Annotated in this window: 11 protein-coding genes; 6 read left to right on the forward strand and 5 right to left on the reverse strand. The window is 64.4% G+C overall.

From position 1 onward, the window contains the following. Positions 1-11: 11 nt before the first annotated feature. A complete protein-coding gene (locus NFI08_RS06010) occupies positions 12-788 on the reverse strand; it encodes a helix-turn-helix transcriptional regulator (protein ID WP_349587994.1) in 777 nt (258 codons plus the stop codon). A gap of 140 nt (positions 789-928) precedes the next feature. Here NFI08_RS06010 and NFI08_RS06015 point away from each other — a divergent pair, with 140 nt between their 5' ends. The 6 genes from NFI08_RS06015 (at position 929) to NFI08_RS06040 (ending at position 8,595) form a co-directional block, all read left to right on the forward strand. After that, positions 929-2,914, forward strand: a complete 1,986-nt coding sequence (locus NFI08_RS06015; protein WP_349587997.1) for an FAD-dependent monooxygenase — start codon at positions 929-931, stop codon at positions 2,912-2,914. A 466-nt stretch (positions 2,915-3,380) separates the two neighbouring features. Continuing rightward, the gene (locus tag NFI08_RS06020; protein ID WP_349588000.1) at positions 3,381-4,325 is read left to right on the forward strand and encodes a hydroxymethylglutaryl-CoA lyase; all 945 of its coding nucleotides are present in this window, start codon (positions 3,381-3,383) and stop codon (positions 4,323-4,325) included. 76 nt (positions 4,326-4,401) lie between these two features. Beyond that, complete coding sequence (locus NFI08_RS06025) at positions 4,402-5,565, forward strand: CaiB/BaiF CoA transferase family protein (protein WP_349588003.1); 1,164 nt, start codon at positions 4,402-4,404, stop codon at positions 5,563-5,565. A gap of 104 nt (positions 5,566-5,669) precedes the next feature. Then, positions 5,670-6,668, forward strand: a complete 999-nt coding sequence (dctP, locus tag NFI08_RS06030; RefSeq protein ID WP_349588006.1) for a TRAP transporter substrate-binding protein DctP — start codon at positions 5,670-5,672, stop codon at positions 6,666-6,668. A gap of 47 nt (positions 6,669-6,715) precedes the next feature. Next, a complete protein-coding gene (locus tag NFI08_RS06035) occupies positions 6,716-7,315 on the forward strand; it encodes a TRAP transporter small permease (protein WP_349588009.1) in 600 nt (199 codons plus the stop codon). Then, a complete protein-coding gene (locus NFI08_RS06040) occupies positions 7,312-8,595 on the forward strand; it encodes a TRAP transporter large permease (RefSeq protein WP_349588012.1) in 1,284 nt (427 codons plus the stop codon). Before NFI08_RS06035 ends, NFI08_RS06040 begins: the two co-directional genes overlap by 4 nt. Before the next feature lie 193 nt (positions 8,596-8,788). Here NFI08_RS06040 and NFI08_RS06045 read toward each other — a convergent pair whose 3' ends face one another. From NFI08_RS06045 to NFI08_RS06060, 4 genes are all read right to left on the reverse strand, one after another. Then, entirely contained in the window at positions 8,789-9,691 is a 903-nt protein-coding gene (locus NFI08_RS06045; protein WP_349588015.1) for a LysR substrate-binding domain-containing protein, read from the reverse strand. Between the two features lie 179 nt (positions 9,692-9,870). Further along, complete coding sequence (locus NFI08_RS06050) at positions 9,871-11,109, reverse strand: multidrug effflux MFS transporter (RefSeq protein WP_349588017.1); 1,239 nt, start codon at positions 11,107-11,109, stop codon at positions 9,871-9,873. Positions 11,110-11,252: 143 nt separating this feature from the next. Further along, entirely contained in the window at positions 11,253-11,888 is a 636-nt protein-coding gene (gene maiA, locus NFI08_RS06055; RefSeq protein WP_349588019.1) for a maleylacetoacetate isomerase, read from the reverse strand. Positions 11,889-12,076: 188 nt separating this feature from the next. Beyond that, positions 12,077-13,099, reverse strand: a complete 1,023-nt coding sequence (locus NFI08_RS06060) for a fumarylacetoacetate hydrolase family protein (protein ID WP_349588021.1) — start codon at positions 13,097-13,099, stop codon at positions 12,077-12,079. Between the last annotated feature and the right edge of the window lie 18 nt (positions 13,100-13,117).

Here is a 13,117-nt window from a genome sequence, read left to right on the forward strand (position 1 = left end):
ATGGCCTGGAGTCACCGGCTGCACAGCGCTACCAGGCCATCCTTGCTGGACACCCCCAGCTTGGCATAGGCCCGCTTGCGATAGGTTTCTGCCGTGGACGGGGCGATGTCCAGCGTCCTGGCCGCGCTTTTCAGGCTGTGGCCGCGCAGCAGATGCAGGCACAGTGCGCGCTCGCGCTCGGACAGCGCCGCCAGGGCCCGAGCCTCCGCCGGGCCGGCGGTCAGGCGTGTGGGTCGAGTCAAGCCATAGTGGCGGCGCACCAGGGAGGCCAGTGCTGGTCTGAGGGCATCCAGTTCCGCCACCTCCTCGGGAGAGAAGGCAAGCTGCTCCCGCCCGCGATAGAGATTGAGGTAGCAGACCCCTTCGGCGACAGGAACCGCCAGCGATACCTTGTCGACCAGTTCAGGAAAGTCGAACAGATGACGCTGATAGGCGGGTGACATGTCGGCTTCGCGCATCGGTGCCAGAGTCGCGCCTCGGGCCTCCTCGGTTGCGAGTCGTCTGAGCGTCGAGTAATTGGGGTCCAGGCGATAGAGCCCCTCGGCGTAGCGCTGGGCCAGCCGCCGGGCGAGCAACGGCTGGCGCTCGTTGCTGGCCAGCAGACATTCGAGGCGATCGTCGCGGTCCAGCGCAAAGATCATGCACTGCTCGATACCGAAGGTGGCCCCCAGCAGGACCAGCAGGGACGCCTCGAAGTCGTCACTGCCGAGGGCATCGATGCAGCCCGCCAGACAATCGAGCAGGGCGCTGGACGAGGCACCGGGGCCGGTGGGCAGAGGCATGCTCATGGCGGTCGCTTCTCCTGATGTTCGTTGGTGCCAACACGGCGGGCGTTGTCCGACCTTGGTTGTACCGGTGGCTGGGGGACAGGTTGGGTGGGTCTTCCGTGCCAGCATGGGGACGGCCCCGTTCACAGAAGGAAGATGCCATGCGCCCTGCAGGTCGTGATGCCACCGAGTCACTGTACTTTACCTACCCTCGTTATCCCTTTGTCACGCCAGTAGAGCTGAAGGGAGACGCTCCCTGTCATTCTGTGGTCATCGTCGGAGGTGGCCCGGTGGGGATGACGGCGGCGCTGGAACTCGCCCGTCATGGAGTGGCATCGGTGGTGCTGGATGACAAGGACACCGTCAATGATGGCTCCCGGGCGATCTGCCTGTCACGCCATAGTCTCGAGATCTTCCAGCAGTTGGGTGTCGAGTCCCCGTTCGTCGACAAGGGGCTCGGCTGGACGTGCGGACGTACCTACTACCGCGATCGCGAGATCCTGCGCTTCGAGATGCCGCACTCCGACGATGAACGTTTCGCACCGATGATCAATCTGCAGCAGCAGTACATCGAGCACTTTCTGATCGACGCCGCCGAACAGAATCCGCTGATCGAGCTGCGCTGGCAATCGGCGGTGGCGTCGCTGGTCCAGCACGACCATGAGGTGATCCTCGGCGTGGAGACGCCACAGGGACGCTATTCAATGCGTGCCGATTATGTGCTGGCGGCCGATGGTGCCCGCAGCCTGGTGCGGCGCGCGCTTGGCCTGAAGCTGCACGGCGAGGCCTACGAAGGACGTTACGTGATTGCCGATATCCGCATGGCGTCGTCCTTTCCCACTGAGCGACGCGCCTTGTTCCATTGCTCCGGGCTTCCTGAAACCACCGTTCTGATCCACCGGCAGCCCGACAACATCTGGCGCATTGACTATCAGCTGCAGGACGGCGAGGACGCTGAGGCAGCGGTGGCGGAAGAGGTGATTCGCGAACGCGTTGGGCGTATCGTCGCCTCGCTGGGCGAGGACACTGGCTGGGAACTCGAATGGTGGAGCCTTTACAAGGCCCACACCTTGGCGCTGGACGATTACCGTCATGGACGGGTGCTGTTTATCGGCGATAGTGCCCATCTAGTGCCGATCTTTGGTGTGCGAGGGCTCAACAACGGTCTGGCCGATGCGGCCAACGCCGGCTGGAAACTGGCCCAGATGATCCAGGGGTACGCCGACGAGTCGCTGCTCGACAGCTACAGCCCCGAACGACGCGGCGCGACTCTCGATGTCTTCGCCAACGCCGGCAAGAGCACGCGCTTCATGACGCCACCCACTCCTGGCTGCCGGCGTCTGCGAGACGCCGCCCTGAGTCTGGCGCTGGACCACGACTACGTGCGTGAGTTCGCCAACCCTCGCCAGGTCACGCCCTACACCTACGCCGATAGCCCGCTGACTCAGGGTGACGTCGATCATTGGACGCGAGGGCCGGCGCCGGGTTCGCCGCTGACCAACCTTCGCCTGGCAAAGGACGACTTTCTGCTGGACCACCTGGGGCGTGGATTTACGCTTGTCTGGTTCTCGCCGGAGCGGGCACAGATCGCGCAGTTGGGTCAGATCCTGGCCACGGGCGATGGGCGCCCCATGCTGGATGTGCTGGCGATTCACGCCGGTTCGACTTCGCCATCCGCGCCCGCCACGTTCCAGCCTGGCACGACCGTGAGCCGCTGGCTGCTCGACCGAGGGGGGCGACTGAGCGCGGCCTACGACGCAACGCCGGGGAGTCTCTATCTGGTTCGTCCCGACCGTCACGTAGTGGGCCGCTGGCGTCATCTGGACGTCCAGGCCGTGATGGCTGCCTGGGACCGCGCCCTGGGCAGAAAGGTTGATTCCGCAGGTGCGGACGCCCGGGCTCAGGCGCCGCTGACTCCGCCCCAGCCTGCCGCTGCGGCTATCGATCCTCCTCGCCTGCCCTTTGCCGACCTGGAACGAGTCTACGACCGACTGGCGGAAAGCCTCGACGCCAGACCTGCTGGAGAGCAGGCCGACTTGCTGACGCGACTGGCATTGGCGCTGGCGCACCGAACTTCGTCGCTCGACGATGCCCTGGCCGCCATCGCCGAGGCCGAGGCGGCGGGGACCGGCGGCCTAGATCGGTGACAGGTGGAGTTGTCGAACGCCGAGGACCACAGGATGGGGGCTGCCCCGAACAGCCGCTGATCTGGTACATCGCGGGCATGCCTCGCCACGACACGGGAGGCTTCACCGGGAGGCATCGACAAGATAGCGTGTCGTTATCCTCAGCCATACCGTTCCACACCGGAACGGTGGCAGTGAAAAGGGCGATAACGTCTACAGGGGGCGGGGTAAGACCGGGCCCTTTATTGCGTCGGCGATGACCGCATTAAGGGATAAGTGTGTGCGCCATTGGTCTAAGGGCGAACGACGAAAGTCGTAGCCGAAAAGCCATCAATAGGCCGATCTTTTTTCTTCTTAATGTTTGAAAAAAAAGATTTTATTAAAAATGCGTTCCTTTTGGGAATGTTTCGCCTGAGGATCGTGCACTGTTGCCTGTCTGAGGAGGCTCCTAGAGTCGCTGTAACACGACGACTTCCCGGAGATTCTCATGTCTTCCCCTTCGAACCGCCCTGCCATCATCAGTGAGGTTGGCCTGCGTGATGGCCTGCAAAGCCTCTCCATGACGCTGCCCACCGAGCGCAAGCTCGCCTGGATTCAGGCTGCCTACGACGCTGGACTTCGAGAAATCGAGGTGGGCTCCTTCGTGCCTCCTCGGCTGATGCCCCAGTTGGCCGATACCGCTGAGCTGGTGGCGTTCGCCAGGACGCTGGAGGCGCTGTTCGTCACGGTGCTGGTGCCAAACCTGAAGGGCGCTGAGTTGGCCATCGCCAGTGGCGCGGACTTGATGTTGCTGCCGCTGTCGGCCAGCCATGCGCACAGCCTGGCCAATGTGCGCAAGACGCCGGATGCGATGATCGAGGAAGTGGCGCGGATCCGTGAAGCGCGCGACGCAGCGGCGAGCGACATCCTGATCGAAGTGGGGATCGGTACCGCTTTTGGCTGCACCCTGCAGGGGGACGTCCCGCGAGATGAAGTGCTCCGGCTGATGGAAGCCGCGCTGGCGGCAGGTGCCGAGCGGGTCAGTCTGGCCGACACAGTGGGCTATGCCGACCCACACGGGGTTCGAGAATTGTTTGTCGCGGCTCGAGAACTGGCCGGCGATGCGCTCTGGCGAGCCCATTTTCACGATACCCGGGGCCTTGCCCTGGCCAACACCACGGCCGCTCTCGACGCCGGCATCACCCGTTTCGATGCCTCGCTGGCCGGCATCGGCGGTTGCCCCCACGCCCCAGGTGCCAGTGGCAACACCACCACCGAAGACCTGGTCTTCATGCTCGAAGCCATGGGGCTGGCTACCGGTGTCGACATCGACAGGTTGCTTGACCTGCGCGCCGATCTCGTCGGCTGGCTGGACGGTGAAACCACCCATGGAACCCTTTGGCGGGCGGGCTTGCCAAGAACCTTTTGCTCCGCTTCGTCGTCGCTGGCCTAGCCTTCCTCGCCGTTGTGCTGCGATCACCATTCTTCCACTCGTTCTGCTTTCGCAGGGCGTCGCCAAGGACCTCGACATGACAACTGCTAACGACGCTCGCCTGCCGCTATCGGGCATCAAGGTTATTGAATTCAGCCACATGGTGATGGGCCCGACCTGTGGCTTGATCCTTGCCGATCTCGGCGCCGAGGTCATCAAGATCGAACCACCTTGCGGCGACAAGACCCGCAGGATGAGTGGTGTGGGCATGGGGTTCTTTCGAACCTACAACCGCAACAAGAAGAGCGTGGTGCTGGACATCAAGTCGGATGCCGGCCGGGAGGCGTTGCATGCCTTGCTGGAAGACGCCGATGTGATGATCGAGAACTTTCGTCCAGGCCTGATGGAGCGACTCGGATTCGGCTACGCCAGCCTTTCGGCGCGCTATCCCGAGCTGATCTACGTGTCTCACAAGGGCTTTCTCCCAGGCCCCTACGACAACCGCCTGGCTCTCGACGAGGTGGTGCAGATGATGGGGGGCCTGGCGTACATGACGGGCCCGGAGGGTCGCCCGCTTCGGGCCGGCGCCTCGGTCAACGACATCATGGGCGGCATGTTTGGCGCCATCGGTGTCTTGGCTGCCTTGATGGAGCGAAGCCACACTCGGCGCGGCCAGGAAGTCCAGAGCGCGCTCTTCGAGAACTGCGTCTTTCTCAGTGCTTCGCATATGCAGCAGGCCGCGATGTCGGGAGAGGTGCCACCACCGATGCCGTCCAGGGTGTCGCCATGGACCGTTTACGACGTCTTTACGCTGGCCAGGGGTGAACAGCTTTTCATCGGTGCGGTCAGCGACAAGCAGTGGGTTCAGCTGTGTGAAGTGCTGGGTCGGCAAGACCTGCGGGATGATCCGGCGCTGGCCACCAACGAGCAGCGACTGCCGGTACGCCGCGATCTGCTCGATGCTCTCGGCGAGACCCTGGCGCAACTGGAAATCGAAGATGTCAGCCGCCGGCTGGATCAGGCCGGTCTGCCCTACGCACCGATCACCCGGCCCGACGAGCTGCTCGACGACCCCCACCTCCGGGCCAGCGGTGGGCTTGTGCCACTTGCCAACGACGAGGGGGGAACTACCCAGACCGTGCTGCTGCCGCTGCTGATGGGCGGCAAGCGCCCCCAGGTGCGGATGCCGCTGGCCAGCATCGGTGAGCATACCCAGGAGGTGCTGGGAAAGCTCGGCCTCGCTACCGACCGATCGCTGTGATCTGCCTGCGGTTGTTTACCTGCCGCGAGGTCTGGCAGCGAACCAGGCGCTTATGCACGAAGCACAGCAAGACAAGGCTAAACCACAACAAAGAGAGCCCAGCCATGACTATCCATCGCCTACGCCTGACCACCCTGGCCGCTGCCGTCGCCTTGCTCGGGGCTTCCGATGCGTCGCTGGCGGCCGACTACACCTTGCGTCTGGCCCATCAGTTGCCGGCATCCCATCATGTCGCCCAGGCCCTCGAGTCCTTCGCCAGTGAGGTCGAGGCAGGCAGCGACGGGCGCCTCGATGTCGAGATCTTCGGCGGGGCCCAGCTGTATGGGCCGACCCAGTTCCACGCTGCGGTGGCTCGCGGACAGATCGAGGCCGCATCGATGCTCAACCTGCTGTGGGGAGGGACCATCCCCGAGATGCAGGTATTCAATATTCCCTACCTGATCACTCATCCGCAGGACCTGGAGAACTTCGCCGACTCCGAGGCCGCCGCCTGGCTCGATCAACGTCTGGCTGAAAAGGGCGTGACCAATCTCGCCTGGCTGGTGGACGCCAACAATCTTGTCTACACCTCGGCTCAGGCGCCGCTGGTGGAGCCTGACGATTTTCAGGGCATCAAGATTCGTGGCCTCAGCAAGGTCTTCGACGCCGGTCTTATCGCCATGGGCGCCTCTCCGTCGACCATGCCTGGTTCTGAGGTCTATCAGGGGCTCCAGACAGGGGTCATCGACGCCGCCATGAGCAGCGCGAGTGCCGTCTACGCTCGCCGCTATTTCGAGGTGCAGGCCTATGGCGTGGGCACCAACCTGATCACCGTGTACCAGAACATCATCGTCAACCCGCGCTGGTGGAGCGAGCTGCCGGATGAGTTGAAGGGCGTGGTGACGACGGCGCTGGAGCGTGCCGAGCAACAATTGCTGCCGCGCTCCGAAGGCATCTCCTCGGAACAGATCACGCGGCTGGAAGACAGCGGCATGCAGATCACGCTGCTCGACGACGCGCAGCAGCGGGTTCTGGGAGAGGCTATGCGACCGGCGGTTGTCGCTGCCTTCCTCGAGACAACTCCTCGCGGGCAGGAACTGCTGGATTTGATCGAACAACGCTGACACGGCCTTCGGCGAGGCAGACGCCCACCGCCGGAAAGGAGAGTGACATGCCTATCGAGACATCAACCGGCTCCACCGAGCCCTGTTTCGACAATCGAGCGGCGCGCCTTTGCCGCCGTCTATCGCCGGTGGTCGCGGCTTTGACCACCCTGTTCATGGCGGTATCGGCGCTGGGCGTACTGGTCGCCATGCTGCTGATCGGCTATTCGGTCATCGCCCGCTATCTGTTGGGAAGTCCTTCGCTATGGATCGATGACGTGGTCACCTTCGTGCTGGTGGGGATCGTCATGTGCGCTACCGCCTCAGCGCTGCGCGAGGGACGACACCTCAGCGTCGACTTGATGACCGAACGCCTGGGACAGGGACGCCGACGCTGGGTTCAGGCCTGGTCGATGGTGGCGGTGCTGGTGGTCGCGCTGTTTCTGATCATCGACGGCTGGCAGACGGCGATGTTCTCGAAAATGCTGGGCATGACCACCATCGGCTACGTGCAGGTGCCGCTGTATCTGCTGCAGTTGATGATCCCCTTCGGTGGAGTAATGCTTGCCATGGTAGCGCTGGAGTCGCTGCTGCGCCTGGCCGGAGGAGGACAGGCCTTCGTCGTCGTGGACGCTGACCACAGCCATGCCAGGGAGGTGCGCTCATGATGTCGGTCGCTGCCATCCTGCTGGGTCTGGTGCTGCTGCTGTTCACCGGGCTACCCATCTTCGCGGGGCTGTCGCTGTTCGGTGGCGGGCTGCTGATTGGCTCCGGGGCCGGGGTGGTCGGGGTTTCCGAGGTCATCTTTCACAAGATCAGCCTCTACGTGCTGCTGGCCATCCCCCTGTTCGCCTATATGGCCCATATCATGATTCGTGCACGGATCATCGATGACCTCTACAACACGGCCTATACCCTGACGCGGCATATGCCGGGAGGCGTCGGTATCGCCACCATCCTGGCCTGCATGATCTTCTCTGCGATTTCCGGGTCGAGCGTGGCCACGGCGCTGACCATCGGCGCCGTGGCGATACCGCAGATGATCCGTTTCGGCTACGACCCCAAGGTCGCCTACGGGCTTGTGGCCGCCGGGGGCACCCTGGGCATCCTGATTCCGCCTTCGGGGCCGATGATCATCTACGGCGTGGCCACCGATACCTCGATCGGTGGGCTGTTCATGGCCGGACTGATCCCGGGGCTGATGCTGGCGCTGATCTTCATGCTGTCCACCGCCTTTCAGCAGCGCCACCGTCAGCGCGAACCCAGAGCCAGCCTCAAGGAGGCGCTGGTCGCCATTCGTGGTTCCGGCTGGGCGCTGGCCTTGCCGACCCTGGTGCTCGGCGGCATGTACGTGGGCGTGTTCACGGCCACTGAAGCGGCGGCGGTGGGGGCGCTGCTGGCGCTGGCGGTCGGCAGCCTGATCTACCGCACCGTCGGGCCCCGGCAGATCTGGGCGTCGGCCATAGATGCCAGCCGTACCTCGGCCATGCTGTTCATGATTCTGGCCGGCGCCGCAGTCTTCAGCCATGCCCTGACCAAGCTGATGATTCCTCAACAGATCGTGGGTCTGGTATCGACCATGGAGATGGGGAACTTTGGCTTCCTGCTGGCGATGATGGCACTGATCTTCGTGCTCGGCATGTTTCTCGAGTCCATCGCCATCATCCTGATCACCTCACCGGTGGTGCTACCGGTGCTGACGCTGCTCGATATCAGCCCCATCTGGTACGGCGTCATGCTGGTGATCAACCTGGAGTTGGCCATGATCACCCCGCCGGTGGGCATGAACCTCTTCACCATCAAGGCGGTTACCGAGGCGCCGATCGGTCAGATCATCCGCGGCTCGCTGCCCTTCGTGGTGTTGATGCTGCTGGGCCTGGCTCTGGTGATGGTCTTTCCAGGCCTGGCGCTGTGGCTGCCCGGGACCATGCTGGACCTGGGGCCTTGAGCCGGAGACACGCGGCATAGGTTGCTGGTCAGCATTAGGCGCTGTCCGAAAAGTCGACGAGCGAAGGTTAGACAAGGCAAAAATCGGTGAGAAAGCGCAGTTTACGGGGTGTAAATGAGCATTTTGACCGGGCTGGCGCACCAGCCGATTTTTAACGCCGTATTACCGAGCGCAGGCACTTTTCAGACAAGCCCTAAGGCGACGGCGAGGCTGACTCGGTCAGGTAGTCGAACAGGTGGCGGGCGGGGGCGCTCAGGGCGTCGAGGTCGCGGACGAAGGCGACGAAGCGTCGGGTGGCCCATTCGTCGACCAGGGGAATCGCACGAATGTCCATGGCCTTGGCGTAGAGACCGGCGGCGTCCATGGGCACCACCGCCACCGCCAGACCCGAATCGACGATGCGAAAGGTCGCGTCGAAGGTGGTGACATGGACGCGAAAGCGAATCGCCCGACCCAACAGCGTCGCCTCGCGCTGCAGGGTCAGACTGACCAGGCTGCCGGGCAGAATCTCTACATGGTCGTAGGCGAGTGTTTCCTCGAAGCGCAGCTGATGTCGCTCGGCCAGAGGGTGGTCCGGCTTGACCACCAGACCGAGCTGGTCGGTGTGGTAGTGTCGATGGTGCAGGTGATGGGTGCGAGCGTTTTCCCAGCACAGGCCGATATCGGCTCGGCCTTCCTCGATGCCACGGGTGATCAGCGCGCTGATCTTTTCCTCCAGATTCACCTGAACCCGGGGGTGCTCTTTCATGAACTGACTGATCTGGCTCGGCAGAAACTGGCACACCGCCGACAGGCTGGCGAGGATACGAAGGTTGCCCTGCAGGCCATGGCTGAATTCACTTAATTCCGCCTGCAGGCGCTCCATCGAAGAGAGCGTCTCGCGAGCTGCACGCAGCATCACCTCACCGGCCGGTGTCACCACCACACCGCGCTTGCGGCGGATCAGCAGGCGGACCCCCACCTGATCCTCCAGTGCCGTCATGCGCTTGCTGATGGCCGAGGGGACGATGGCCATCTGCTCGGCGGCGGCGGCGATGCTGCCCTGGTCGCACACGGCGATGAACAGTGCCAGGGATTGGGGATCGAAATGTCGCATCGGCTCTGGCCTGTCAGGGACGAAATGGATCCAGGTAACGACGCTGCGCATTGCAGCTGGATGGATCGACTATAGCGAGTCTTGGCGAGGCCTGCTGGAGGCTCCTTCGCGTGGTCTTGACGGTATCGGTCTGGCATGTCCGCCTGACAGCCCTTTTACTTACCACGGTTTTTTCGATGTCAGGCCGAGGTCCTGCCCTGACTCGAGTCCTCGGCCGATGCTGCCAGCGCTTCCAGGTCGCCCTTGTCGGTGACGATAAAGTGGTAGCAGACCAGCGCCAGCACACCGGACAGGCCGATGGCGATGGCCATGCTGTGGGAGGTACCGTCGTGGAACTGGCCGACCAGGGCGCCGACGCCGGCGGCGATGCTCATCTGGATAAAGCCGAACAGCGCCGAGGCCGAGCCTGCGCAGTGGGGGTTGGGCGCCAGGGCGCCGCCCATGGTCTGCGGCATGATGATGCCGAAGCCGATCATGTAGGCCATGTGGGGGCCGATGACCGCCCAGGGGGTATGCACCCCGGCCAGCGCGAGCAGCGCCATGGCAGAGCCGCCGAGGGCGGCGATCAGGCTGGCGGCGACCAGCAGCTGGTGGCGGCTGCGGCGACGGCTGAGCTTGGCGCTGGTCAGCGAGCCGATGAAGAAACCGAGCACGATGGCGGCGAACAGGTAGCCGTAGACGTCGGGGCTGACCCCCATATAGTCGATCAGCACAAACGACGAACCCGACAGAAAGGCGAACAGGCCGGAGAAGGCGGCCGCGTTGGCCAGGGTATAACCGACGAAGTCGCGCTGGCCGAGCAGCGAGCGGAAGGTGATGGCCAGCGCCGAGGGCTTGATCGACTGGCGTCGGTCCCGTGGCAGCGGCTCGGGCATCATCGCGATCAGCCCCAGCATGGCGGCGGCGTAGAGCGCCAGCAGCAGGAAGATGGCGTCCCAGCCGAACCACACCAGTAGCCCCGCACCGACCACCGGGGCCAGCGCCGGGGCCAGCGCCATGACGCTGGCCATGTAGGAGAGGATGCGGCTGGCCTCGAAGGGGCCGTGGATGTCGCGCACCGCGGCGCGGCCCAGCACCGGCCCCGCCGAGCCTCCCAGGGCCTGGAAGAAGCGCGCCACCAGCAGCGTCTCGATATTCGGCGCGAAGGCGCAGACCAGGCTCGCCAGCAGAAACACCCCCATCCCGAGTGCCAGCACCGGCTTGCGACCGAAGCGATCAGACAGCGGACCGCACAGCAGCTGCGCCATGGCGAAGCCGATCAGATACAGCGACAGGGTCAGCTGGATCTGATCGGCTCCGGTGCCCAGCGCCTCGCGCATGGCTGGCATGGCCGGCAGGTACATGTCGGTGGCCAGGGGGCCCAGGGCGGTCAGCGCCGCCAGCAGGGCCACGGTGGCGCGGGAGGTCGGGTTCAGCACACGCAACTCCTTGTGTCAGTGACGGTTGGGTCAGGGAAAGCGAAGGGAGCGCGAAAAGCGCTCCCTTCGCGGTGTCGATGCTGCTGCTTGGAGGCAGACATCGTTCCGTCAGTGTTTCCTTAGTCGGCTTATTGTAGCCGATCTCAGGTAGCGTCTGGCTGAACACCCGGTGCCGCCCTGGCGAAGGCCGGCAGCGCCCGCGCCTGTTCCGATACCGCGCGCACTCGCGCAAAGGGCGCGAGGTCACACTCGAAGCGCTCGGCGTTGAACACCTGGGGCACCAGGCAGACGTCGGCAAGGGTCGGCCCGTTGCCGACGCAGAAGTCGCCCATGGTGTGCTCAAGCATCGCCTCGACGGCGGCCAGCCCTGTCGCAACCCAGTGGCGGTACCAGGCCAGTCTGGCGTCATCCGATAGCCCGAGCTCGCCGGTCAGGTGCTTGAGCACCCGCAGATTGTTCAGCGGGTGGATCTCGCAGGCGACGGCCTGGGCCAGTGCCCGGATCTGCGCCCGATGCTCGGCGGAGCCGGGCAGCAGCGGCGGTTCGGGGTAGCGCTCGTCGAGGTATTCGCACAGCGCCAGGGATTGGGTCAGCGCCTGTCCCTGGTCGGTGACCAGGGTCGGCACCAGGCCCTGGGGATTGCGCGCCAGATTGTCGGCATCACGCTGCTCGCCCTTGACCAGATTGACCGGGTGATGGTCGAGGGTGATGCCCTTGAGATTGGCGACGATGCGCACGCGATAGGCCGCCGAAGAGCGAAAGTAACCGTAGAGTTGCATGGCAGGTTCCAGAAATTGGCGGGGGCGGGCCCGGTAATCCGAGTCAGGTCCTGGGGCTGGGTCTAGGGCTTGTGGCGTGTGCTCACATCTCCCGCTCAGACCCGATGCTCGTGTGGCGGTCCGAGCGGCGTCGAGGGCCGAGGCGTCGACGGTGGTGGACGTCCGCCCCAGGACTCAAGGGGGCTGGCTCAGTCCTTGGGTTGGTACTTCACCACCCGCTGGTCGATGGCGCCGAAGATGCTCTGGCCGGCCTTGTCGAACATCTCGATGCGCACCCGGTCACCAAAGCGCAGGAAGGGCGTCTTGCTGTCGCCGTGCAGGATCTTCTCGACCATACGCACCTCAGCCAGGCAGCTGTAGCCGACGCCGCCGTCGGCCACCGGTTTTCCGGGACCGCCATCCGGGTCCGGATTGGACACGGTGCCGGAGCCGACCACCGCACCGGCGCCCAGGTAGCGGGTGCGGGCGGCGTGGGCCACCAGTTGCGGGAAGTTGAAGATCATGTCCGGGCCGGACTCGGGCTCGCCGAACTTGTCGCCGTTCAGATGAACGGTCAGCGGCAGGTGCACGCGGCCATCCTTCCACGCCTCGCCCAGCTCGTCCGGGGTGACGCAGATCGGCGAGAAGCTCGAGGCCGGCTTGGCCTGGAAGAAGCCGAAGCCCTTGGCCAGCTCCCCGGGAATCAGGCCGCGCAGACTGACGTCGTTGACCAGCATCAGCAGCTTGATGTGGCCGGCTGCCTGTTCGGGGCTCACCGCCATCGGCACGTCGTCGGTGATCACCGCGATCTCGCCCTCGAAGTCGATGCCGTGGTCTTCGCTGACCGCCTCGATATCGTCATAGGGACCGATGAAGCTGTCGCCGCCGCCCTGGTACATCAGCGGGTCGGTCCAGAAGGTCTCCGGCATCTCGGCGTTGCGCGCCTGGCGCACCAGTTGCACATGGTTGAGATAGGCCGAGCCGTCGGCCCAGTGGTAGGTGCGCGGCAGCGGCGAGTGCAGCGCGCTGGGGTCGAGCTCGAAGGCCTCCTCGGCGGCGCCGTCGTTGAGGCGCTGGTAGATCTCTTCAAGGCGCGGGGCCAGCTCGTCCCAGTCTTCGACGAGCTGTTGCAGGGTGGTGGCAATCTGCGGCACGCGTACGGCGTGGGTCAGGTCGCGGGAGACGACGATCAGCTCGCCGTCGCGTCCGCTCTTGAGGGTGGCCAGTTTCATCAGAGGGTTCCTTGTGGT

Source organism: Halomonas sp. EF61 (assembly GCF_040147045.1).
Taxonomy (GTDB): domain Bacteria; phylum Pseudomonadota; class Gammaproteobacteria; order Pseudomonadales; family Halomonadaceae; genus Halomonas; species Halomonas litopenaei.

What these genes read in the sequence shown, in the direction of transcription:
- NFI08_RS06010 (WP_349587994.1), bottom strand. Translation starts at nt 788, where the DNA reads ATGAGCATGCCTCTGCCCACCGGCCCCGGTGCCTCGTCCAGCGCCCTG.
- NFI08_RS06015 (WP_349587997.1), top strand. Translation starts at nt 929, where the DNA reads ATGCGCCCTGCAGGTCGTGATGCCACCGAGTCACTGTACTTTACCTAC.
- NFI08_RS06020 (WP_349588000.1), top strand. Translation starts at nt 3,381, where the DNA reads ATGTCTTCCCCTTCGAACCGCCCTGCCATCATCAGTGAGGTTGGCCTG.
- NFI08_RS06025 (WP_349588003.1), top strand. Translation starts at nt 4,402, where the DNA reads ATGACAACTGCTAACGACGCTCGCCTGCCGCTATCGGGCATCAAGGTT.
- dctP (WP_349588006.1), top strand. Translation starts at nt 5,670, where the DNA reads ATGACTATCCATCGCCTACGCCTGACCACCCTGGCCGCTGCCGTCGCC.
- NFI08_RS06035 (WP_349588009.1), top strand. Translation starts at nt 6,716, where the DNA reads ATGCCTATCGAGACATCAACCGGCTCCACCGAGCCCTGTTTCGACAAT.
- NFI08_RS06040 (WP_349588012.1), top strand. Translation starts at nt 7,312, where the DNA reads ATGATGTCGGTCGCTGCCATCCTGCTGGGTCTGGTGCTGCTGCTGTTC.
- NFI08_RS06045 (WP_349588015.1), bottom strand. Translation starts at nt 9,691, where the DNA reads ATGCGACATTTCGATCCCCAATCCCTGGCACTGTTCATCGCCGTGTGC.
- maiA (WP_349588019.1), bottom strand. Translation starts at nt 11,888, where the DNA reads ATGCAACTCTACGGTTACTTTCGCTCTTCGGCGGCCTATCGCGTGCGC.
- NFI08_RS06060 (WP_349588021.1), bottom strand. Translation starts at nt 13,099, where the DNA reads ATGAAACTGGCCACCCTCAAGAGCGGACGCGACGGCGAGCTGATCGTC.